A 21,897-nucleotide genomic window follows, 5' to 3' on the forward strand; every position below is an offset into this window, starting at 1 on the left:
CGCCGCGCGATCCCACGCTCCCCGAGGAAACGTCCCGTTCCTCGGCGGAGCCGCTCGTGCCCTCGGTCTCCATGGCCCTTGCCCCCTGCTCAGCGGTCGATCCGGCCTCAATCTAGTGCCCGTACCAAGGGAGTTCACCGATTACGCGCCCCGCTGGCCCGTACGGGGCGTCGTACCCATGTGTCCAACTCGGACAACATGCCACCACAATCCCACCCCGATGGAGCATGACCGCCCCGCCACGGCGCACCTAACCTGCGAGGAAACCCCCCGTACATCCCGGCGAAACCGGACGACGACCAGCCCGGCCCAGCCGCCCCACCTGAACCAGGAGCCCCGCATGAGCGACATCCCGCAGGAGCGCCGCGTCGTCACCGCCATCCCCGGCCCGAAGTCGCAGGAGCTGCAGCAGCGCCGCCTCGCCGCCGTCGCCGCGGGCGTGGGCTCCACGCTGCCGGTGTTCACCGCCCGGGTGGACCGCGGCATCATCGAGGACGTCGACGGCAACCGTCTGATCGACTTCGGCTCCGGCATCGCCGTGACGTCGGTCGGCGCGTCCGCCGAGGCCGTGGTCCGCCGGGCCTCCGCCCAGCTGCAGGAGTTCACCCACACCTGCTTCATGGTGACGCCGTACGAGGGCTACGTGGAGGTCGCCGAGGCGCTGGCCGAGCTGACGCCGGGCGACCACGCCAAGAAGTCGGCCCTGTTCAACTCCGGCGCCGAGGCCGTCGAGAACGCCGTCAAGATCGCCCGCGCCTACACCAAGCGCCAGGCGGTCATCGTCTTCGACCACGGCTACCACGGCCGTACGAACCTGACGATGGCGCTGACCAGCAAGAACATGCCGTACAAGCAGGGCTTCGGCCCGTTCGCGCCCGAGGTCTACCGCGTCCCGGTCGCCTACGGCTACCGCTGGCCGACCGGTGCCGAGAACGCCGGCCCCGAGGCCGCCGCGCAGGCCATCGACCAGATCACCAAGCAGGTCGGCGCGGACAACGTCGCCGCGATCATCATCGAGCCGGTGCTCGGCGAGGGCGGCTTCATCGAGCCGGCCAAGGGCTTCCTCCCGGCGATCCGCCAGTTCGCCGCCGACAACGGCATCGTCTTCGTCGCGGACGAGATCCAGTCCGGCTTCTGCCGCACCGGCCAGTGGTTCGCGTGCGAGGACGAGGGCATCGTCCCGGACCTGATCACGACCGCCAAGGGCATCGCGGGCGGTCTCCCGCTCGCCGCCGTGACCGGCAGGGCCGAGATCATGGACGCCGCGCACGCGGGCGGCCTCGGCGGCACCTACGGCGGCAACCCGGTGGCCTGCGCCGGTGCGCTCGGCGCCATCGAGACGATGAAGGAGCTCGACCTCAACGCCAAGGCGAAGGAGATCGAGTCGACGATGAAGGCCCGCCTGACGGCGATGCAGGAGAAGTTCCCGGCCATCGGCGAGATCCGCGGCCGTGGCGCGATGATCGCCATCGAGCTGGTCACGGACCCCGCCACCAAGGAGCCGAACCCGGCCGCGGCCGCCGCGCTCGCCAAGGCCTGCCACGCCGAGGGCCTGCTCGTCCTCACCTGTGGCACCTACGGCAACGTGCTGCGCTTCCTGCCCCCGCTGGTCATCGGTCAGGACCTGCTCAACGAGGGTCTCGACATCATCGAGAGCGCCTTCGCGGCGCTCTGAGCACTGCTTTCACACGGCCCGGTCCGCGGCGGTTGAACCGGTAATCATTCCGTGACCTGCAGTAACGGTCGGGCCGTGTGAAGAACGTGTGCGGGCCCGATGGCAGCTTGGCCAACCGGCTGTCGCGTCCGGGACCCCTGACGTACGGTTTCTGCAGATGAGAGAAACACCTCGCCCACGGGGGACTGTGGGCGACACCGGGTCGGAGCCTCCCCAGCCCCGCCCTGGTCGTGCCCTCGCGCACACACCCGGAGCTTCCGGCTCCGGAACTCCTCACCGATCGGACGGTCGCCCGCCCCAAACCCCCCGGGGCGCGCGGTTCGCCGGTCAGTTCGGCCGGCTCGGAACTACCCCCCCTGTTCCGGGCCGGCCGACCATTTTTCCCCCGCTGCTCACCCTGGTGGCCGCACTCCTCTTCGCCGCCCTCACGTGGCAGGTGGCGACGGACGGCCCGCTCCTGACTCCCGACGAACGCCTCGGCGACGCGATCCGGACGAGCGCGATCCCGCCGGGCCCCGCGGAGTTGTTCGCCGACCTCGGCAACCTGTCGGTGGCCCTGCCCGTCCTCGCCGTGGTCCTCGCCTGGACCACCTGGCGCACCCGCGCCTGGCGCCCGGCCGTCGCCGCGCTCGTGACCATGGCCCTGGTCCCCGCCCTGGTCGCTCCGCTCCAGTCGGCGATCGCCCGCCCCGGTCCGCCGCCGATGGCCCCGGAGACGGGCTTCTACCCGTCGGGCCACGCGGCCACGGCGGCGGTCGCGTACGGCCTGTGCGTCCTGCTGCCGGGCGGCGTCCTGCGCACCCGCGCGACGGCCTACGGCTGCGTCCTGCTGAACGCGGCCGTAGGCCTGGGTCTCGTGCGGCAGGGCTACCACTGGCCGGTGGACGTCATCGGCAGCTGGTGCCTGTCAGTGGTGCTGCTCTGCGCGACGGCGTACGTGCTGAGCCGGTGGGTCAGCCGAAGTACGCGTCGAAGTTCTTCTGGAACTCCCAGCTGTTGAAGCGGTCCCAGTTCACCGACCACGTCATCAGGCCGCGCAGCCCGGGCCAGGTGCCGTGAGTGGTGTACGAGCCGCAGTCGGTCTTCTTCGTGAGGCAGTCCAGCGCCTTGTTCACCTCGGCGGGCGCCACGTAGCCGTTGCCCGCGTTCGTCGAGGCGGGCATGCCGATGGCGATCTGGTCGGGGCGCAGCGGCGGGAAGACATTGTTCGCGTCGCCCGCGACCGGGAAGCCGGTGAGCAGCATGTCGGTCATCGCGATGTGGAAGTCGGCGCCGCCCATGGAGTGGTACTGGTTGTCGAGGCCCATGATCGGGCCCGAGTTGTAGTCCTGGACGTGGAGCAGGGTGAGGTCGTCGCGCAGGGCGTGGATGACCGGGAGGTAGGCGCCGCAGCGCGGGTCCTGGCCGCCCCACTTGCCGGTGCCGTAGAACTGGTAGCCGTTCTGCACGAAGAAGGTCTCGGGCGCCATCGAGAGCACGAACGTGTCGCCGTACTTGGCCTTCAGGGTCTTCAGGGCGGAGATCAGGTTCACGATCACGGGGGTCTTCGGGTTCTTGAAGTCCGTGTCGTCGGTGTTCAGGGAGAGGGAGTGGCCCTCGAAGTCGACGTCCAGGCCGTCGAGCCCGTAGGTGTCGATGATCTTGGAGACCGAGGAGACGAAGGTGTCCCGGGCCGCCGTGGTGGTCAGCTGGACCTGGCCGTTCTGGCCGCCGATCGAGATCAGGACCTTCTTGCCCGCCGCCTGCTTGGCCTTGATCGCGGCCTTGAAGTCGGCGTCCGACTCGACGCCGGGGCACTCGGTGACCGGGCAGCGGTTGAAGCGGATGTCGCCGGAGGTCGTCGACGTGGGTTCGCCGAAGGCCAGGTCGATGACGTCCCAGCTGTCGGGGACGTCGGCGAGGCGGGTGTAGCCGGCGCCGTTGGCGAAGCTCGCGTGGAGGTAGCCGACCAGGGCGTGGGTGGGGAGGTCGCCGCCGGTGCCGCCGCCCGGGGCGCCCTCCGTGGTCGTGGCCGTCACCGGGGACGACTTCGGGGACTCGCCCGCGTCGTTGACCGCGGCGACCTGGAAGCTGTACGCCGTCGCGGGGGTGAGGCCGGTGAGAGTGGCCGACGTGCCGGTCACCGTACGGGACCTGGTTCCGTTGGCGTAGATCGCGTAGCTCGTCGCGCCGGAGACCGGGGTCCAGGACAGGGGGACGGTGGTGGCGGTGGGCGTACCCGCGGTGAGGCCCGTGGGGGCGGTCGGCGGCGCCGGGGTCTCGCCGCCGGGACCGACGAGGGTGATGTCGTCGGCGGTGTAGGCCGGGTTGCCGTACCAGCCGTGCGTGTAGATCGTGACCTTGGTGGTGGCCGGGCCGGTACGGAACGTCGTCGTCAACTGCTGCCAGTCCGGGGCCGACTGGGTCCACGTCGACACGTCCGTGGTGCCGGTGCCGCTCGCGCCGAGGTAGACGTAGCTGCCGCGGACCTGGCCCGTCAGGGTGTAGGCGGAGTCCGGTTTCACGGTGACCGTCTGGGAGCACTGGGCGTTGTCGGCGGCCGTCGGGGTCCCCTGGAGCGCCGAAGTGCCGCTGTGCACCGGTGAGGTGACGGTCTTTCCGGTGCCCGCCGTGCAGGTCCAGCCGTCCAGGCCCGACTCGAAGCCGCCGTTGCGGGCCAGGTCGGTGTCGGCCGCGCGGGCGGGGGTGGGCGCGGACAGGACGGTGAGGCCGGTCGCGGCGAGCGCGGCGGCCGTGAGGGTGGTGAGGAGTCTGCCGGGTCTGGATCGGGTCATGGGGGTCTCCGGGCGTGGCGGGGAAAGGGCACGGTGGAGCGCGCCCAACTTGGTCCAGACCAATTGAGTTGTCAAGGGGTTCACCCTGCCTACTCCCCCGCCTCCCTGGCCAGTTGGGCCGCCGCCTCGTGCATCGCGAGTTCGAGGACGCCGGGGTCGGTGAGCGTGCCGGAGCCGTCCGGCGGCACCAGCCAGCGCACGCCGCCCGTCGTGCGGCCCGGGTACGGCACCACGATCCAGGTGCCGTGCCCCGCGCCCCGCACACCGGTGCCGAGCCAGCGCGCCGCCGTACCCGCGGGCACGAAGAAGCCCATCCGGGCGTCGCCGAAGTCCGCGAGGACCGGTCCCGGCCGGTCGATGACGCGGGTCAGGACGTCGAACGTGGGATAGCCGAGTTCCCCCGGCAGGATCAGCACGTCCCACTGCCGTCCCGCGGGCAGCAGCGCCACCCCGTGCGGATTGCGCTCCCACTCCCAGCGGCACGCCTCCGGATCCGGCGCCACCTGCACCAGCCACTCGACCGCCGATTTGGCCCCCGAGCCAGTCATGGCGGGACCTCCCTCTTCCTCGCTCCGACAGCGTTGGTCACGAGCGAGAGGGCCAGGAGGTCCCGGCATTACGCGAGTTCGGGTTACTTCTTGGTAGTGAACCGGGTCACACCGCGCCACCAGGGCGTACGCCGGTTGATCAAGCCGGGCGTGCCGCGCGGGCTCAGCTGTCGAAGCCGAGGCCCACGGTGTCCATCGCCTTCAGCCACAGGTTGCGCCGGCCGCCGTTGTCGTCGGCACGGGCCAGTGACCACTTCGTGAGGGCGATGCCGGTGTACGCGAAGGGCTCGGGCGGGAACGGCAGCGGCTTCGTGCGCACCATCTCCAGCTCCGTGCGCTCCGTGCGCTCACCCGACAGCAGGTCGAGCATCACGTCCGCGCCGAACCGGGTCGCGCCGACGCCGAGGCCCGTGTACCCGGCCGCGTAGGCGACGCGGCCGCCGTGGGCCGTGCCGAAGAACGCCGAGAAGCGCGAGCAGGTGTCGATGGCGCCGCCCCACGCGTGCGAGAAGCGCACGCCCTCCAGCTGCGGGAAACAGGTGAAGAAGTGGCCGGCGAGCTTCGCGTACGTCTCCGGGCGGTGGTCGTGCTCGGCCCGGACCCGGCCGCCGTACGGATAGATCGCGTCGTAGCCGCCCCACAGGATCCGGTTGTCCGCGGACAGCCGGAAGTAGTGGAACTGGTTGGCCGAGTCGCCCAGGCCCTGGCGGTTCTTCCAGCCGATGGAGGCGAGCTGGTCGGCGGTCAGCGGCTCCGTCATCAGCGCGTAGTCGTAGACCGGCACTGTGTACGAGCGGGTCCGCTTGACCAGTGACGGGAAGACGTTCGTGCCGAGCGCCGCGTGCCGGGCGAAGACCCGGCCGTACGGGGTGCGGACCGCCACCCCGCCGCCGTTCGAGGCGAGTCGCGTCGCGGGCGTGTTCTCGTAGATGCGCACGCCCAGGTCGAGGCAGGCCCGCTTGAGGCCCCAGGCGAGCTTCGCCGGGTGGAGCATGGCCACGCCGTCGCGGTCGTACAGGGCGCCGAGGAAGGTGGGCGACGCGACCTGCTCGCGGGTCTGCTCGGCGTCCAGCAGCTCCAGGCCGTCCGCGAGCCCCGCCTCGGTCAGCTCCTGGTGGAAGTCGCGGAGTTCGGCGGCCTGGTGGGGCTGGGTCGCGACGTCCAGTTCGCCGGTGCGCTCGAAGTCGCAGTCGATGGCGTAGCGGGCGACCGCCGCCTCGATGGCGTCGAGGTTCTCGGCGCCCAGTTCTTCGAGCCGCTTGATCTCCTTGGGCCAGCGGGCGAGCCCGTTGGCCGTGCCGTGCGTGAGGGATGCGGCACAGAATCCGCCGTTGCGCCCGGAGGCGGCCCAGCCGATCTCGCGGCCCTCGACGAGGACCACGTCACGGGCCGGGTCGCGCTCCTTCGCGATGAGTGCGGTCCACAGTCCGCTGTAGCCGCCGCCGACGACGAGCAGATCGCAGTGCTCGTCGCCGGTGAGGGCGGGCCGGGCCTCGGGCCTGCCGGGGTCGTCCAGCCAGTACGAGACCGGCCGGGCGTCGGAAAGAGACGTGGTCCAGCGATTCATGGCGCTTGCGGCCATGATTTCAACTCCCTCAGGAAACGGTTTTGTTCTTTCGCCTGCCGACCATCATTCCGGCGAGGACGCACAGTACGGCTATCAGGAACATGGCCGTACCGATGACATTGATCTGAACGGGCGTACCGCGCTGCGCCGATCCCCAGACGAACATGGGGAAGGTCACGGTGGAGCCCGCGTTGAAATTCGTGATGATGAAGTCGTCGAAGGAGAGCGCGAAGGCGAGCAGCGCGCCCGCCGCGATGCCGGGCGCCGCGATCGGCAGCGTCACGCGCACGAAGGTCTGCACGGGACCGGCGTAGAGGTCCTGCGCCGCCTGTTCCAGACGCGGGTCCATCGACATCACACGGGCCTTGACGGCCGTCACCACGAAGCTGAGGCAGAACATGATGTGGGCGATCAGGATCGTCCAGAAGCCCAGCTGGGCGCCCATGTTCAGGAAGAGCGTGAGCAGCGAGGCCGCCATCACGACCTCCGGCATCGCCATCGGCAGGAAGATCAGCGAGTTCACCGCGCCGCGCGCCCGGAAGCGGTAGCGGACGAGCGCGAAGGCGATCATCGTGCCGAGCGCGGTCGCGCCGAGCGTCGCCCAGAAGGCGATCTGCAGGCTCAGCGACAGCGAGCCGCACATGTCGGCGACGCCGCACGGATTCTTCCAGGCGTCCAGCGAGAACTGCTGCCACTCGTAATTGAAGCGGCCCTTCGGCTTGTTGAAGGAGAAGACCGTGACGACGACGTTCGGCAGCAGGAGATAGGCGAGCGTGATCAGGCCCGCGATGACCACCAGGTTCTTTCGCAGCCAGCGCATCAGACGAGATCCTCCGTTCCGGCACGGCGAATGTAGAAGGTGACCATGACGAGGATCGCGGCCATCAGGATGAAGGAGAGCGCGGCGGCCGTCGGATAGTCGAGGATGCGCAGGAACTGCGTCTGGATGACGTTGCCGACCATGCGGGTGTCGGTGGAGCCGAGCAGGTCCGCGTTCACGTAGTCGCCGGCCGCCGGGATGAAGGTCAGCAGGGTGCCCGACACGACGCCCGGCATCGACAGCGGGAACGTGACCCGGCGGAAGGTGGTGGCCGGGGACGCGTAGAGGTCGCCCGCCGCCTCGTGCAGCCGGCCGTCGATCCGCTCCAGCGAGGTGTAGAGCGGCAGGATCATGAACGGCAGGAAGTTGTACGTGAGTCCGCAGACCACGGCGAGCGGGGTGGCGAGGACGCGGTTGCCCTCGGTCATGCCCAGCCAGGTCGTGACGTCCAGGACGTGCAGCGTGTTGAGGGCGCCGACGACCGGGCCGCCGTCCGCGAGGATCGTCTTCCAGGCGAGCGTGCGGATCAGGAAGCTGGTGAAGAACGGCGCGATGACCAGGATCAGGACGACGTTGCGCCAGCGTCCGGCGCGGAACGCGATGAGGTACGCCAGCGGGTAGCCGAGCAGCAGGCACAGGATCGTGGCGCAGCCCGCGTACAGGACCGAGCGCAGGAACTGCGGGTAGTAGTCGGACAGCGCGTCCCAGTACGTGGCAAAGTGCCAGGTGACCTTGAAGCCGTCCTCCAGGGAACCCTGCTGCACGGACGTCGAGGCCTGGTAGACCATCGGCAGGGCGAAGAAGACGACCAGCCAGAGGATGCCCGGCAGCAGCAGCCAGTACGGGACGAGGCGGCCGCGCCTGCGGACCTTGCGGGGCTTGTCCGGGAGGGCCGGGGGCGCCGGTGGCGCGTCGGTGACGGTGCTCATGCGGCCGCGTCCTCCGAGACCTTCTCCACGCCCGCTTCGATGTCCTGAGCAGCGTCCAGGCCGAAGGTGTGCGCGGGGTTCCAGTGCAGGACGACCTCGGCGCCGGGGACGAGGCGGGCGTCGCGCTCGACGTTCTGGACGTAGACCTCGAAGGCGTCGCAGAGGGGACTGTCGACGACGAACTGCGTGGAGACGCCGATGAAGCTGGACTCGGTGATCCGGCCCGTGATGCGGTTGCGGCCGTCCGCTATCCCGGCGGCGTCGTCGGCGTGGGTGAGGGAGATCTTCTCCGGCCGTACGCCGACCAGGACCTTGCCGCCCGTCGCGGTGGCGGCCGAACACCGGTCGGCGGGCAGCGTGAGCTTGCCGTCGCCGGCCCGCAGCGTCAGCGCGTCGCCCGCCCGGCCCATGATCTCGGCCTCGACGAAGTTCGAGGTGCCGAGGAAGTTGGCGACGAAGGTGGAACCGGGGTTCTCGTACAGGTCGGTGGGGGCACCGAGCTGCTCGACGCGGCCCTGGTTCATCACAGCGACGGTGTCGGCCATCGTCATGGCCTCCTCCTGGTCGTGCGTGACGTGGACGAAGGTGATGCCGACCTCGGTCTGGATGCGCTTGAGCTCCAGCTGCATCTGGCGGCGCAGCTTGAGGTCGAGGGCGCCGAGCGGCTCGTCGAGGAGCAGCACCTTGGGGTGGTTGATGAGCGCGCGGGCCACCGCGACGCGCTGCTGCTGGCCGCCGGAGAGCTGGTGCGGCTTCTTGCGCTTGTGCTCGCCGAGCTGCACCAGGTCGAGCATCTCCTCGACCTGCTTCTTCACGGACTTGATGCCGCGCCGGCGCAGGCCGAACGCGACGTTCTCGAAGATGTCGAGGTGCGGGAAGAGCGCGTACGACTGGAAGACGGTGTTGACCGGGCGCTTGTACGGGGGCAGTCCCGTGACGTCCTGGTCGCCGAGGTGAACCGTTCCAGTCGTCGGCTCCTCCAGACCCGCGATCATGCGCAGCGTCGTCGTCTTGCCGCAGCCGGAGGCACCGAGCAGCGCGAAGAACGAGCCCTGCGGCACGGTGAGGTCGAGCGGCCGCACGGCCGTGAACCCGTTGTCGTACGTCTTGCTGATGCCGGTGAGACGGACGTCGCCGCCGTGGTCGCTCTGCTGCAGAGTCGTCATGGTGAGTCCAGGGAGTCGGGGGCGGATGTGCGGGGCGGGAGGTGTCGGCTCAGCCGCCGGTGAGCTGGGCGAACTTCTCCTCGAACGACGTCTCTTCCTTCGCGGTGAGCGAGCGGAAGCCGTGCGCCTTGGCCGCCTGTGCCTTGTCGGGAACGATCAGCGGGTCGTTCGCGACGTCCTTGTCGATCTTGGCGAGTTCCGGCTTGATGATCGTGCTCTCGAGCGGGGTGACGTAGTTGATCCAGGCCGACGTCTTCGCGGCGACCGCCGGCTCGTAGTAGTAGTCCATGAGCTTCTCGGCGTTCGTCTTGTGACGGGCCTTGTTCGGGATCAGCATGTTGTCGGTGGACGAGATGTAACCGGCGTCCGGGATCGCGAACTTGACGTGCGGATTGTCCGCCTGGAGCTGCACGACGTCACCGGCCCAGGCCAGGCAGGCCGCGAGGTCGCCCTTGCTGAGGTCGGCTATGTAGTCGTTGCCGGTGAAGCGGCGGACCTGCTTGCTGTCGACGGCCTTCTGGAGGCGGGCGATCGCCGCGTCGAAGTCGTCGGCCTTGAAGTCGCGCGGGTCCTTGCCCAGGTCGAGCAGCGTCATGCCGATGGTGTCGCGCATCTCGGAGAGGAGTCCGACCCGCCCCTTGAGCTTGGGGTCGTCGAGCAGCTGCGAGACGGACGTGATCTCTTTTCCGCCGGTGGCCTTCGTGTTGTACGCGATGACCGTGGCGATGCCCTGCCAGGGGTAGGAGTAGGCGCGGCCCGGGTCCCAGTCGGGGTTGCGGAACTGGGCGGCCAGGTTGGTGTAGGCGTGCGGCAGGTTCGACGCGTCGAGCTTCTGCACCCAGCCGTAGCGGATCAGGCGCGCGGCCAGCCAGTCGGTGAGGATCATGATGTCGCGCCCGGTGTCCTGGCCGGCCGCCAGCTGGGGCTTGATCTTGCCGAAGAACTCGACGTTGTCGTTGATGTCCTCGGTGTACTTGACCTTGATCCCGGTGCGCCGGGTGAACGCGTCGAGCGTGGGGCGGTGCTTCTCGTCGTCGCTCATGTCGATGTACTCGGTCCAGTTGGAGAAGTTGATCTCCTTCTCCTTGGCCGAGTGGTCCTCGGACGAGATGCCGCCCCGGGACTTGCTCGCCGCCGGGATGCCGCAGCCGGTCAGCGCACCGAGTCCACCGATGGCGAGCGCGCCGCCGGTCGAGGCGCGCAGCAGGGACCGGCGGCTCAGCGAGGTTCTCGCCCCGCCGTTCCTGAGGCTGCGGTGCATGGCGGCCAGTTGGGCCGGGGACAGGCGGTCGGGCTCGTACTGCTCCATGCGCGTGGTTGCCCTTTCGGGAGAGGGGGACGGCCCCGCCAGGGGCCGCCCGAACGACTATCGGTCCCCGAAGATCGTGCGGTGCCAGTCCTTGCGGACCACCGCGGTGTTGTCGAACATGACGTGCTTGACCTGCGTGTACTCCTCGAAGGAGTAGGCGGACATGTCCTTGCCGAAGCCGGATGCCTTGTAGCCGCCGTGGGGCATCTCGCTGAGGATCGGGATGTGGTCGTTGACCCACACGCAGCCCGCCTTGATCTCGCGGGTGGCGCGGTTCGCGCGGAAGACGTTGGTCGACCAGGCGGAGGCGGCGAGCCCGTAGGGGGTGTCGTTCGCCAGCCGGATGCCCTCGTCGTCGCTGTCGAAGGGCAGCACGACCAGGACCGGGCCGAAGATCTCGGACTGCACGATCTCGCTGTCCTGCGCGGCGTCGGCGATCAGAGTCGGCCGGTAGAAGGCGCCGGGGTGGTCGAGGGCCTCGCCGCCGGTGACCACGCGCGCGTAGCCGCGGGCGCGGTCCACGAAGGCGGCGACGCGGTCGCGCTGGGCGTGCGAGATGAGCGGGCCGAGGTCGGTGTCGTCGGCGAAGGGGTCACCGAGCCTGACGGTCTCCATCAGGGCGGCCGTCCTCTCGACGAACGCCTCGTAGAGCGGGCGCTGCACGTACGCGCGCGTGGCGGCGGTGCAGTCCTGCCCGGTGTTGATGAGGGCGCCGGCGACGGCGCCGTGCACGGCGGCGTCGAGGTCGGCGTCGTCGAAGACCACGAACGGCGCCTTGCCGCCGAGCTCCAGGTGCAGCCGCTTGACGGTCGCGGTGGCGATCTCGGCGACCCGCTTGCCGACGCCGGTGGAGCCGGTGAAGGAGGTCATGGCGACGTCGGGGTGGCCCACGAGGTGCTCGCCCGCGTCCCGGCCGGCGCCGGTGACGACGTTCACGACCCCGTCGGGGATGCCGGCCTCGGTGGCGGCCTGCGCGAACAGCAGCGAGGTGAGCGGGGTCAGCTCGGCGGGCTTGAGGACGATGGTGTTCCCGGCGGCGATGGCCGGCAGCACCTTCCAGGCGGCCATCTGGAGCGGGTAGTTCCAGGGCGCGATGGAGCCGACGACCCCGATCGGCTCGCGGCGTACGTACGAGGTGTGGTCGCCGCTGTACTCGCCCGCGGACTGGCCCTGCAGATGCCGGGCGGCGCCGGCGAAGAAGGCGGTGTTGTCGACGGTGCCCGGTACGTCGAACTCACGGCTCAGCTTGATCGGCTTGCCGCACTGCAGCGACTCGGCCTGCGCGAGCTCCTCGGCCCGGTCGGCCAGCACCCCCGCGAACGCGTGCATCGCGTCGGACCGCTCGCCCGGCGTCGCGCCCGCCCAGCCGGGGAAGGCCTCACGGGCCGCGGCGACGGCGGCGTCCACGTCGTCGGTGCCCGCGAGTTCGTACGTGTACACGTCCTTGCCGGTGGCCGGGTCGACGACCGCGTGGGTGCGCCCCGAGGTGCCCCGGGTCAGCCGGCCCGCGATGAAGTTCGCGCCGTCGGCGAACCGGTCCTGCGCGGGGAAGGGGTTGTGCATCAGGTTCTCGCTCTCGCTCTCCTCCGCCGGCCTCCCGTCCTGCGGGTGCCGGCGTGGCTCCAGCTCGATTTGAGTGCCGATCCTGACAGAGGACCCCCTGGCCAACAAGTGATTCCGTTGTTGCCTTTTGGTTACGCGACGGAATCTGTCGACCGACTGTCGAGTCCCCCTGGAAAACCCAGGACGGGTTGTCAGTGGTGCGTGCCAGACTCGCGTGCATGGGGAAGATCGACGGGGACGACGGGGAAGACGGGGACGAAGCGGCCATCGACAGCACGGAGGCGCTGGTCCGGGCGCTGGAGTCCGGGCGGCGCGTGAAGTATCTGCACTTCTGGGGGCACGCACCGCGCAAGGACGGTTCGCTCGGGGCCAGTTGTCTCAGTCAGTGGTGGCCGTCGCCGTTCACCGTGGCCGGGGTGGAGTACGCGACGGCGGAGCACTGGATGATGGCGGGCAAGGCCCGTGTCTTCGGTGACGCGGAGGCGGAGCGGCGCGCGATCGGGGCGGGGCACCCGTCGCAGGCCAAGCAGGCCGGGCGGCTGGTGCGGGGCTTCGACGAGGCGGTGTGGCGCCATGAGCGGTTCGCGGTCGTCGTCGAGGGCAGCGTCCACAAGTTCGGCTCGGACCCGGCGCTGCGGGACTTCCTGCTCGGCACGGGTGAGCGGGTCCTGGTGGAGGCCAGCCCGGTCGACCGGGTCTGGGGCATCGGGCTGGCGGCGGACGACCCGGCGGCGCAGGACCCGCGGCGCTGGCGGGGCCCCAATCTGCTGGGCTTCGCGCTGATGGCGGCCCGGGAGCGGCTGCGCGGCTAGGACAACCGGTGCTGTCCGGCGGGGCGTCAGCGCAGGACGACCGCGTATCCGGGGTCGTCGGAGCCGCTGTCCGGGCCCCGCGAGGGATCGTCGTCGTCGAGGGCGCGCACCACGAACACCACGGCGAGCAGCAGCGCGAGGATCAGTCCGCCGAGCCCGCAGATGAGCCCGGCGAGCGCCTGCCCGCCGTTGGTCGCCGTGCCGCGCCGCATCCGGCCCCGCCCCAGCACGCCGAACACCACGGCGAGGACGCCCGTCACGATCGCCAGCGGCCACACCACGAATCCGACCGCCGTGATGATGCCGAGCACCAGCGCGGCGACCCCCAGCCCGTTGGCCGGTCCCGCGGGCACGCCGCCCCAGCCGTAGGCCGGGTACGGGAGGACTCCGGGGCCCTCGGGGCCGACGGGCGGCGGGGGTACGGGTTCGCCGGGCGGCGCGTACGGGTTCGCGTGCACAGGGTGTCCCGGATTTCCTGGATCTCCCGGATACATCGGAATCCCTTGGTGTCCCGGGTGCCCCTGGTGTCCCGGGTAGGGCGCGGGCTCCGGGTGTTGTCCCGCGTACCCCTGGGGCTCGTACGGCCCAGGGGCCCCGTAGGAGGACTGCTCGGTCATCCGGCCATGCTAAGCCGCCCCGGTCCTGCCCGGACGCCCGGAAACCGGCCCGGACCGGGCCCCGCTTACGATGACCGGGACCCCGATCAGCCGATCAAAGAAGTTCCTGGGGAGGAACCCGTGAGCCAGAGCCTGCAGACCTTCATCGCCGGACTGCCGAAGGCAGAACTGCACGTCCACCACGTGGGCTCGGCCTCCCCCAGGATCGTCTCGGCGCTCGCCGCCCGGCACTCCGACTCGAAGGTGCCGTCCGACCCCGAGGCGCTCGCGGACTTCTTCACGTTCACGGACTTCGCGCACTTCATCGACGTGTACCTGTCGGTGGTCGACCTGATCCGCACGCCGGAGGACGTCCGCCTCCTCACCTACGAGGTGGCCCGCGACCTGGCCCGGCAGAACGTGCGCTACGCCGAGCTGACCATCACCCCGTACTCCTCCACCCGGCGCGGCATCGACGACCGTGCGTTCATGGACGCCATCGAGGACGCCCGCAAGGCGGCCGAGACGGAGTTCGGCACGGTGCTGCGCTGGTGCTTCGACATTCCGGGCGAGGCCGGCCTGGAGTCGGCGGAGGAGACGGCGCGGCTCGCCACGGACGACAAGCTGCGGCCGGAGGGCCTGGTGTCGTTCGGGCTCGGCGGGCCCGAGATCGGGGTGCCGCGCCCGCAGTTCAAGCCGTACTTCGACCGGGCGATCGCGGCGGGCCTGCACTCGGTGCCGCACGCGGGCGAGACGACGGGTCCCGGGACGGTGTGGGACGCGCTGACCGAGCTGCGCGCCGAGCGCATCGGGCACGGCACGTCGTCGGCACAGGACCCGAAGCTCCTCGCGCACCTGGCCGAGCACGGCATCGCGCTGGAGGTGTGCCCGACGTCGAACATCGCGACCCGCGCCGTGCGCACCCTGGAGGAGCACCCGCTGAAGCAGTTCGTGGACGCGGGGGTGACCGTCACGATCAACTCGGACGACCCGCCGATGTTCTCCACCGACCTGAACACCGAGTACGCGGTCGCGGCCCGGCTGCTCGGTCTCGACGAGCGCGGCATCGCCGAGCTCGCCAAGAACGCGGTGCGCGTCTCCTTCCTCGACGACGCGGGCAAGGCCCGGATCGCCGCGGAGATCGACGCGTACACGGAGCGCTGGCTGACGTCCGTCTGAGGACTTCCCTGACGCCACAATGGTGGCCATGCGCACCGTGACTGCCGTGGCCCACCGAGGCGACCCCTACCGCGTCCGCGAGAACACCCTCCCGTCCCTGCGCTCCGCGCTGGAACGGGGCGCGGACGCGGTGGAGATCGACGTACGACTGACCCGGGACGGCGTGCCCGTGCTGCTGCACGACGCGTCGCTGAAGCGGCTGTGGGAGCACGACCGGCCGCTGTCCGCGCTCTCCTCGGACGAGGTGCGCGGGCTGACGGACGGGGGCGTACCCACCCTCGCCGAGGCGCTCGACGTGCTCGCCGACGCCCGGGTGATGGTGGACCTGCCCGGCGCGAACGCCCGGGCGGTCCGCTCGATCGTCGGCACGATCCGGGACTGCGGCGCCGGGGAGCGCGTCTACTACTGCGCGGGCGCCGAGACGATGCTCCGGGTCCGCTCCGCCGACCCGGCCGCCGAGATCGCCCTGACCTGGACGTCCCTCGCCCCGCCGCGCCCCGCCCTGCTCGACGCGGTCCGCCCGCGCTGGCTCAACTACCGCTTCCCGCTGGTGAGCCGTGACCTCGCGGCCCGGGTGCACCGCGACGGCTTCCTCGTCTCGGCGTGGACCCCGGACACGAAGGGCTCGATGCGCCGGCTGCTCGACGCGGGCGTGGACTCGGTCACGACGAACCGGATCGACGTCCTGACCGGGCTACGCGGGACCTGACGCGTACGCGAGGGGCGGCAGCATCGCCCGCGCGTCCGCCCCCTCCCCCACCCACAGCCCGATCACCAGGGCGGCCGTGGCCTCCAGGAGCCCGGCCCGGTCGAGCCCGCCCGCGGTCACCGGCGCACAGCCGGCGTCCCGCACCAGTTCCCGTACGACGTCCAGGGCCCGCTCGTCGTCACCGCAGAGCGGGACGGCGAGCGGCTGCCCGTCGAAGACCGGCGGCGTCATCCGCCACACGTCCTCGTGGCAGAGGTTGAACGCCTTGACCACGCAGGCGTCCGGCGCGGCCGCGGCGAGGCGCCCTGCGGCGGCGGGCCCGCCCTCCGTGAGCAGCCGGAAGCCCGCGCCCACCGGGTTCGAGCAGTCGACCAGCACCTTCCCGGCGAGCTCGCCCGGGAGTCCGGCGACGACCGCCTCCCCGGCCTCGTGGGGCAGCGCGAGCAGGACGGCGTCGGCCGCCCGCACCGCCGCCCGCAGGCCGCCGTGGCCCGCCGCCCCGATGCGTGCGGCGAGCCGCGCCGCCTTCTCCCCGTCCCGTCCGCCGACGGTGACCTCGTGGCCCGCCCGCACCCAGTGCGCGCCGAGCGCGTCCGCCATGTTGCCCGTTCCCAGGATTCCGATCCGCATGAGGAGGACGCTAGGCAGCCGGTCGGGCACCATTCGGTACATGACGTCCGACCAGGGATTCCTCGCCGACTGCCGGGCCCGCCTCGCCTTCGACCTGCTGTCCAACACCTGGAACGCCGTGGTGCTGTGGGCGCTGCGCGAACGCCCGTACCGGCCGGGCGAGTTGCGCGACCGGATCGGCGGCATCAGCCCCAAGGTGCTCACCGAGACGCTGCGCCGCCTGGAGTTCAACGGGCTGGTGACCCGGCAGGCGTACGAGGAGGTGCCGCCGCGCGTCGAGTACGAACTGACCGCGCTGGGGCGGACGTTGCTCGGCCCGATCGACGCCTTCGGGGCGTGGGCGTTCACGCACGGGGACGAGGTGATGGCGGCGCAGGACCGGCACGAGGCGGACGGCGGCGCCCCCTAGGGGGCCGCACGAGCCGGACGGCGGCGCCCCTAAGGGACCGGCGGGCGCACACACCAGGGTCCGGATCATCCGCTGCGACGACCTGCCGCGGGCGGCCGCCGCCCAGGATGGTCGACATCGGCCCGCTCGGGCCAACTCCCCTCCCTGGAGGCTCCCTTGAAGCGTCGTGTCGTCCTCGCCCTGTCCGCCGCCCTCGCGCTCGGCGCCGTCACCGCACCGCTCGCCACCGCCGCCCCCGCGCAGCCCCGGCCCGGCGTGGTGGCGCCCGCCCCCGGCGCGCCCGACGCGCGGGCCCTCGCCGAGTCCCTCACCGGGCTGCCGGACGCCGACGCGACGGCGGCCCTCGTCCGGGTCGGCGGCAGCGGCGGCTCCTGGCACGGGTCGGCGGGCGTACGGGACCTGCGGACGGGCCGGAAGGCGCTGGCGAACGCCGAGTTCCGGGCGGGATCCACCACGAAGGTGGTGACGGCGGCCGTCGTGCTGCGTCTCGCAGCCGCCGGGAAGGTCGACCTCGACGCACCCGTTCAGCGCTACCTCCCCGACCTGTTCGCCCCGAACGCGGACGCCTTCCGCGCCCCCATCTCCGTACGCCAACTCCTCAACCACACCTCGGGGTTGCGCCCCGGCACGGCGTTCGGGCCGACCTTCGAGGAGGCGTACGCGCACCGCTTCGAGACGCTCACCCCGCGCCAGGTCGTGGCCGGTTCGGTGACCGAGGGGCCCGCGCACGCGCCCGGCGAGGTGCAGGAGTACCTCGGCATCAACTACACGTTCCTCGGCCTGCTGATCGAGCGGGTCACGGGCCGCTCCTACGCTGCGGAGGCCGAGCGGCTCGTGCTGCGCCCGGCGGGGATGCGGCACACCTACTTCCCGGGCACCGACCCCCGCATCCGGGGCCCGCACAACCACGGCTACCAGCTGTCGGGCGGAAAGCTGCTCGACGTGACCGAGTGGAACCAGTACGACCGCCTCGCGGGCGGCGACATGATCTCCACGACCGCCGACCTGGAACGCCTGGTCACGGCCCTGTTCAAGGGCCGGATCGTCCCGCGGCCACAGCTGGCGGAGATGTTCACCGTCCCGTCCGGCATCAAGGGCGCGACGATGAGCGCGGGACTGCAGCGCTACGAGACGCCCGACGGGCACGTCATCTGGCTGAAGACGGGCAGCCGCTACGGCTACAACTCGGTGGTCGGCGCCACCCGCGACCTGTCCAGGACGCTCGTCTACTCGGTCAACTCCACGGACGCGAAGGGCAGGGACATGAACCCCACGGCCGAGCGCATCGTGATGGCCGCGCTCAGGAACCTGGCCTGACGATCCGCCGCGCCACCCCGTGCGAGACGACGGTCGCCGCGGCCGCCCAGGCGACCCCGGCGACGACGTCGCGGCCGCGGGTGGGGCGCAGCACCCCCGCCCGCCGCAGGCGTCGCCGCGCCCACAGCGTGAACGGCACGACGAGCGTCGGCGAGGTCGCCACGCCCGGCGTGTAGCCGCGCACGGCGGCGGCCTGCCCCAGGTGCAGCAGCCCGTGCAGTCCGAATCCGTTCAGCATGGCCTGGTACGCGGCGCTGCGCCCGCCGCTCGCCCAGCCCGCGACGGCTCCCGCGCCGACGATCCCGGCCATGACGCCGACGGCGACGGCGAACTCCCGCTCGTCGACGCCCTCCATGACCCGCCACACCCGCTCGGGCACGTCCGGCCACCGCTCGCGCAGCTCCGGCAACCGGGTGCGGACCCAGCCCGGCGCGGTGAGCACTTCTTCGGTGTCGTGCAGGGCCCAGGCCGCGAACAGCCCCAGCGTCGCCGCCGCCCCCGCGGTCGTCCCATCGGTCATGGCCGCACCCTATGCGGGGCCCCAACTGGGCCGCACGGCAACCCCGTTGCGAGGAGGACCTGCGGCCTACAACCCCGCGATCGCGTTCCACCGCTTCGCGAACTCGGTGCGTTCGGACGGGCGGATGTCGCGGGCGATGGCGAGGCGGGAGCGCATCTCGTCGTCGGGGAAGATCAGGGGGTCCTCGGCGAGTTCGGCGGTCTCCTTGTCCTTCGAGGAGGCGAGGACCTCGCGGGCGGCCGGGACCGGGCAGACGTAGTTGACCCAGGCGGCGAGGTCGGCGGCGACCTCCGGCTGGTAGTAGTAGTCGATCAGGCGCTCGGCGTTGGCCTTGTGGTCGGCGAGGTTGGGGATCATGAGGGACTCGGCCCACAGTTCGGCGCCCTCCTCGGGGACGACGAACTCGATGTCCGGGTCGTCGGCCTGGAGCTGGATCACGTCGCCGCTGTAGGCCTGGCAGGCGAGGACGTCGCCGCTGGAGAGGTCCTTGATGTAGTCGTTGCCGGTGAAGCGGCGGATGTGCTTCGTCCTCACGAGCTTCTCGACCTGGTCGCAGACCCGGTGGAAGTCGTCGGCCGTCCACTTCGTGATGTCGACGCCGTTGCCCTGCATGAGGAGCGCGAAGGACTCGTCGAGGCCGGAGAGCAGGGTGACGCGGCCCTTCAGGTCGGCGGCCCACAGGTCGGAGACGTGCTTGATCTCGCGGCCGAGCCGGCGCTTGTTGTACGCGATGCCGGTGATGCCGGACTGCCACGGCACGGTGTACTTGCGGCCGGGGTCGAAGGCGGGTGAGCGCAGCAGCGGGTCGAGGTACTGGGTGACGTTCGGCTGGTGGGCCCGGTCCATCTCCTGGACCCAGCCGAGGCGCACGAAGCGCGAGCACATCCAGTCGGAGATGACGATGAGGTCCCGGCCGGTCTTCTGGTGGTTCATCAGGGACGGGCTGATCTTGCCGAAGAACTCGTCGTTGTCGTTGATCTCCTCGGTGTACTTGACCTGGATCCCGGTCTCCTTCCCGAACGCGTCGAGGGTGGGCCGCTTCGACGGATCGTCGTCGTCGACGTCGATGTAGAGCGGCCAGTTCGCCCAGGTGAGCCGCTTCTCGGCGGACGACAGGTCCTGCCCGGCGCGGTCGCCCGGCTTCACGTAGGCGGCGGGCACCCCGCAGCCGGTGGCGAGCGCGCCGACCGCCGCGGCCGTGGCACCACCGCCCAGGGCGCGCAGCAGGGAACGACGGGTGACCTGGGAGGTGACGTGGTTGGCTCGCACGCACGCAGGATGCCGGGGCGGGGCGGGTGGGGACAATGGACGCTGCGTCGAGCGGGACGGCCGGCAGCCGACACCCTGTCGATGGTTCAGCCGGTCCAGCTCGCCAGCAGGGCCAGGTTCTCCTCGGCCGGGGTGCCGGGCGCGGGCAGATAGCCGACCAGGACCTGTTCGGCGTCGGGCAGGTGCAGGATCTCGAAGTCGAGGGCCAGCGGGCCGACGACGGGATGCTTCAGCGTGTACCGCCCCGGCCCCTTGTCGTGGACGTCCTGCCGGGCCCACAGCGTGCCGAACTCCTCGCTCTTCATGGCGAGCGTGCCGATGAGGGAGGCCAGGGACGGGTCGTCGGGGTGCCGGCCGACGCTCACCCGCAGGAACCCGACGGTCGCCTCGGCCTTGTCCCGCAGGCTGTCGGCGAACAGTTCGCGGTAGGCCTCGTCGAGGAAGACCAGGTACGCGAAGTTCCGCTGCTCGTCCGGGAGCCGGGCGAAGTCGCCGAAGACGGCCGCGGCCCGCGCGTTCCACGCGACGACCTCGGTGCGCGGTCCGCACAGGTAGGCGGGTCCCGGCTGGGCGTCGATCAGGCGCCGCAGCCCGGGGCGTACGGCTCCGGTGCGGGGCAGTGCGCGGGACCGGGCGGTGGGGCGGGCGCGGTCGGGCCGGGCGAGGTTGCGCAGATGGTCCTGCTCGGCGGGGTCGAGGCGCAGGGCGCGGCCCACGGATTCGAGCACGACGTCCGAGACGTGCGGGTTGCGGCCCTGCTCCAGGCGCACGTAGTACTCGACGCTGACGCCCGCGAGCTGCGCCAGCTCCTCCCGGCGCAGCCCCGGCACCCGCCGCGTCCCGTACGAGACGAGGCCGACGTCGTCGGGGCGCAGCCGGGCCCGGCGGGAGCGCAGGAACTGGCTGAGTTCGGTGCGGCGTTCGACCGTGGAGTCCATGCCCCGAGTATCGCGTGGGCCCGCGCGCCGAGGGTGGTCAAGTCTTTCCCCCCTCACAGCTGTGCCTGCCGGGGGGTGGTGCCCGGGCCGCAGAGTCTTCCCCGTCAGCACGACCACCCCATCGGCACGAAGGACGTACGACGATGACTGTCAGCGACACCAACGGCTTCCCGCGGCGTGAGCTCGGCTCCACCGGTCTGCACGTGTCCACCGTCGGACTGGGCAGCTGGGCCTTCGGCGGCGAGGGCTGGCGCTTCTCCTGGGGCGGCCAGGACGACGCCCGCTCCATCGCCACGGTGCACGCCGCCGTGGAGCGGGGCGTGAACTGGATCGACACGGCCGCCGTGTACGGGCTCGGGCACGCGGAGGAGGTCGTCGGCAAGGCGATCGCCCAACTGCCGCAGAGTGAGCGGCCGTTCGTGTTCACCAAGGCCGGGCTCGTGTGGGACCCGGCGAATCCGTCGGCGGCGCCGCGCCGGGTCATGCGGCCCGACAGCGTGCGCCGCGAGGTCGAGGACTCGCTGCGCCGGCTCGGCGTCGAGACGATCGACCTGTACCAGGTGCACTACCCGGACACCGGGAAGCCCCTCGACTGGGACGGCGAGGGCAAGGAGACCGGAACTCCCGTGGAGGCCACGCCACTTGAGGAGTACTGGCAGGTGATGGCCGAGCTGAAGAAGGAGGGCAAGGTCCGTGCCATCGGCCTGTCCAACCACGGCCCGGCGCAGCTGGCCGCGGCCGCCGCGATCGCCCCGGTCGACGCCGTCCAGCCGCCCCTCTCCCTGCTCAACCGCACCGCCGGGCCGGAGATCGGCTGGGCCGCGGACCACGGCACGGGCGTGATCGTGTACTCGCCGCAGCACTCCGGGCTGCTGTCCGGGACGTTCACGAAGGAGCGGGCGGCCACGCTCGACGCGGGTGACTGGCGCCGCACCCACCCGGACTTCACCCGGGACCTGGACCGCAACCTCGAAGTGGTGGAGCGGCTCCGCACGGTCGCCGGGCGCCACGGGGTCTCCGTCGGGTCCGCCGCCATCGCGTGGGCGCTCGCGCAGCGCGGGGTGACCGGGGCGATCGTGGGGGCCCGCACGCCCGAGCAGGTGGCGGACTGGGCACGGGCCGCGCGCCTGGACCTCACGGCCGAGGATCTGACGCACCTCGGATGAC

21 protein-coding genes are annotated in these 21,897 nt (G+C 71.4%); 8 read left to right on the top strand and 13 right to left on the bottom strand.

The genetic code is table 11. The features are described 5' to 3' along the window. Positions 1 to 340 precede the first annotated feature (340 nt). Both gabT and M4J07_RS26795 read left to right on the top strand, forming a co-directional pair. Entirely contained in the window at positions 341 to 1,675 is a 1,335-nt protein-coding gene (gabT, locus tag M4J07_RS26790; RefSeq protein ID WP_255975589.1) for a 4-aminobutyrate--2-oxoglutarate transaminase, read from the top strand. 400 nt (positions 1,676 to 2,075) lie between these two features. Beyond that, positions 2,076 to 2,675: a phosphatase PAP2 family protein gene (locus M4J07_RS26795; RefSeq protein WP_308284776.1), complete on the top strand. Its 600-nt coding sequence runs from the start codon at positions 2,076 to 2,078 to the stop codon at positions 2,673 to 2,675. Here the strand turns inward: M4J07_RS26795 and M4J07_RS26800 are convergent. The 8 genes from M4J07_RS26800 to M4J07_RS26835 form a co-directional block, all read right to left on the bottom strand. Continuing rightward, positions 2,629 to 4,449 carry a chitinase gene (locus tag M4J07_RS26800; protein ID WP_255975591.1) on the bottom strand — a complete coding sequence of 607 codons (1,821 nt, stop codon included), beginning with the start codon at positions 4,447 to 4,449 and terminating at the stop codon, positions 2,629 to 2,631. The genes M4J07_RS26795 and M4J07_RS26800 overlap by 47 nt on opposite strands. Positions 4,450 to 4,538: 89 nt before the next feature. Next, a complete protein-coding gene (locus tag M4J07_RS26805; RefSeq protein ID WP_255975592.1) occupies positions 4,539 to 4,997 on the bottom strand; it encodes a bifunctional DNA primase/polymerase in 459 nt (152 codons plus the stop codon). 163 nt (positions 4,998 to 5,160) lie between these two features. After that, positions 5,161 to 6,579, bottom strand: coding sequence for an NAD(P)/FAD-dependent oxidoreductase (locus tag M4J07_RS26810; protein WP_255975593.1), 1,419 nt, complete (start codon positions 6,577 to 6,579; stop codon positions 5,161 to 5,163). Between the two features lie 13 nt (positions 6,580 to 6,592). Continuing rightward, on the bottom strand, positions 6,593 to 7,384 hold the full coding sequence (locus tag M4J07_RS26815) for an ABC transporter permease (RefSeq protein ID WP_255975594.1): 792 nt from the start codon (positions 7,382 to 7,384) through the stop codon (positions 6,593 to 6,595). Beyond that, entirely contained in the window at positions 7,384 to 8,313 is a 930-nt protein-coding gene (locus M4J07_RS26820) for an ABC transporter permease (RefSeq protein ID WP_255975595.1), read from the bottom strand. Before M4J07_RS26820 ends, M4J07_RS26815 begins: the two co-directional genes overlap by 1 nt. Beyond that, positions 8,310 to 9,479, bottom strand: a complete 1,170-nt coding sequence (locus M4J07_RS26825; RefSeq protein WP_255975596.1) for an ABC transporter ATP-binding protein — start codon at positions 9,477 to 9,479, stop codon at positions 8,310 to 8,312. Before M4J07_RS26825 ends, M4J07_RS26820 begins: the two co-directional genes overlap by 4 nt. Before the next feature lie 49 nt (positions 9,480 to 9,528). Next, entirely contained in the window at positions 9,529 to 10,788 is a 1,260-nt protein-coding gene (locus M4J07_RS26830) for a polyamine ABC transporter substrate-binding protein (protein ID WP_255975597.1), read from the bottom strand. A gap of 57 nt (positions 10,789 to 10,845) precedes the next feature. Then, positions 10,846 to 12,351 (bottom strand): gamma-aminobutyraldehyde dehydrogenase, encoded by a 1,506-nt coding sequence (locus tag M4J07_RS26835; protein WP_255975598.1) that lies wholly within the window; start codon positions 12,349 to 12,351, stop codon positions 10,846 to 10,848. A gap of 218 nt (positions 12,352 to 12,569) precedes the next feature. Here M4J07_RS26835 and M4J07_RS26840 point away from each other — a divergent pair, with 218 nt between their 5' ends. Then, entirely contained in the window at positions 12,570 to 13,163 is a 594-nt protein-coding gene (locus M4J07_RS26840; RefSeq protein ID WP_255975599.1) for an NADAR family protein, read from the top strand. Positions 13,164 to 13,189: 26 nt separating this feature from the next. Here M4J07_RS26840 and M4J07_RS26845 read toward each other — a convergent pair whose 3' ends face one another. Continuing rightward, positions 13,190 to 13,621, bottom strand: coding sequence for a DUF4190 domain-containing protein (locus tag M4J07_RS26845; protein ID WP_255975600.1), 432 nt, complete (start codon positions 13,619 to 13,621; stop codon positions 13,190 to 13,192). 165 nt (positions 13,622 to 13,786) lie between these two features. Between M4J07_RS26845 and M4J07_RS26850 the strand changes: the two genes are divergently transcribed. Together M4J07_RS26850 and M4J07_RS26855 are read left to right on the top strand one after the other, a co-directional pair. Continuing rightward, on the top strand, positions 13,787 to 14,938 hold the full coding sequence (locus tag M4J07_RS26850) for an adenosine deaminase (protein ID WP_374215086.1): 1,152 nt from the start codon (positions 13,787 to 13,789) through the stop codon (positions 14,936 to 14,938). Between the two features lie 28 nt (positions 14,939 to 14,966). Then, positions 14,967 to 15,647, top strand: a complete 681-nt coding sequence (locus M4J07_RS26855) for a glycerophosphodiester phosphodiesterase (protein WP_255975602.1) — start codon at positions 14,967 to 14,969, stop codon at positions 15,645 to 15,647. Here M4J07_RS26855 and M4J07_RS26860 read toward each other — a convergent pair. Next, positions 15,633 to 16,277, bottom strand: coding sequence for an NADPH-dependent F420 reductase (locus tag M4J07_RS26860; protein ID WP_255975603.1), 645 nt, complete (start codon positions 16,275 to 16,277; stop codon positions 15,633 to 15,635). The genes M4J07_RS26855 and M4J07_RS26860 overlap by 15 nt on opposite strands. A gap of 40 nt (positions 16,278 to 16,317) precedes the next feature. Between M4J07_RS26860 and M4J07_RS26865 the strand changes: the two genes are divergently transcribed. Further along, positions 16,318 to 16,686: a winged helix-turn-helix transcriptional regulator gene (locus M4J07_RS26865; RefSeq protein ID WP_255975604.1), complete on the top strand. Its 369-nt coding sequence runs from the start codon at positions 16,318 to 16,320 to the stop codon at positions 16,684 to 16,686. 156 nt (positions 16,687 to 16,842) lie between these two features. Further along, complete coding sequence (locus tag M4J07_RS26870) at positions 16,843 to 18,003, top strand: serine hydrolase domain-containing protein (RefSeq protein ID WP_255975605.1); 1,161 nt, start codon at positions 16,843 to 16,845, stop codon at positions 18,001 to 18,003. Here the strand turns inward: M4J07_RS26870 and M4J07_RS26875 are convergent. The 3 genes from M4J07_RS26875 to M4J07_RS26885 all read right to left on the bottom strand — a co-directional run bounded on the left by M4J07_RS26875 (position 17,987) and on the right by M4J07_RS26885 (position 20,730). Continuing rightward, complete coding sequence (locus M4J07_RS26875) at positions 17,987 to 18,523, bottom strand: HXXEE domain-containing protein (RefSeq protein WP_255975606.1); 537 nt, start codon at positions 18,521 to 18,523, stop codon at positions 17,987 to 17,989. The genes M4J07_RS26870 and M4J07_RS26875 overlap by 17 nt on opposite strands. A 66-nt stretch (positions 18,524 to 18,589) precedes the next feature. After that, positions 18,590 to 19,792 carry a polyamine ABC transporter substrate-binding protein gene (locus M4J07_RS26880; RefSeq protein WP_255975607.1) on the bottom strand — a complete coding sequence of 401 codons (1,203 nt, stop codon included), beginning with the start codon at positions 19,790 to 19,792 and terminating at the stop codon, positions 18,590 to 18,592. An 86-nt stretch (positions 19,793 to 19,878) separates the two neighbouring features. Continuing rightward, the gene (locus tag M4J07_RS26885) at positions 19,879 to 20,730 is read right to left on the bottom strand and encodes a helix-turn-helix transcriptional regulator (RefSeq protein WP_255975608.1); all 852 of its coding nucleotides are present in this window, start codon (positions 20,728 to 20,730) and stop codon (positions 19,879 to 19,881) included. Between the two features lie 143 nt (positions 20,731 to 20,873). Here M4J07_RS26885 and M4J07_RS26890 point away from each other — a divergent pair, with 143 nt between their 5' ends. After that, positions 20,874 to 21,896 (top strand): aldo/keto reductase, encoded by a 1,023-nt coding sequence (locus M4J07_RS26890; RefSeq protein WP_255975609.1) that lies wholly within the window; start codon positions 20,874 to 20,876, stop codon positions 21,894 to 21,896. Position 21,897: the final 1 nt, after the last annotated feature.

Source organism: Streptomyces longispororuber, assembly GCF_024448165.1.
Classification (GTDB): Bacteria; Actinomycetota; Actinomycetes; order Streptomycetales; family Streptomycetaceae; genus Streptomyces; species Streptomyces longispororuber_A.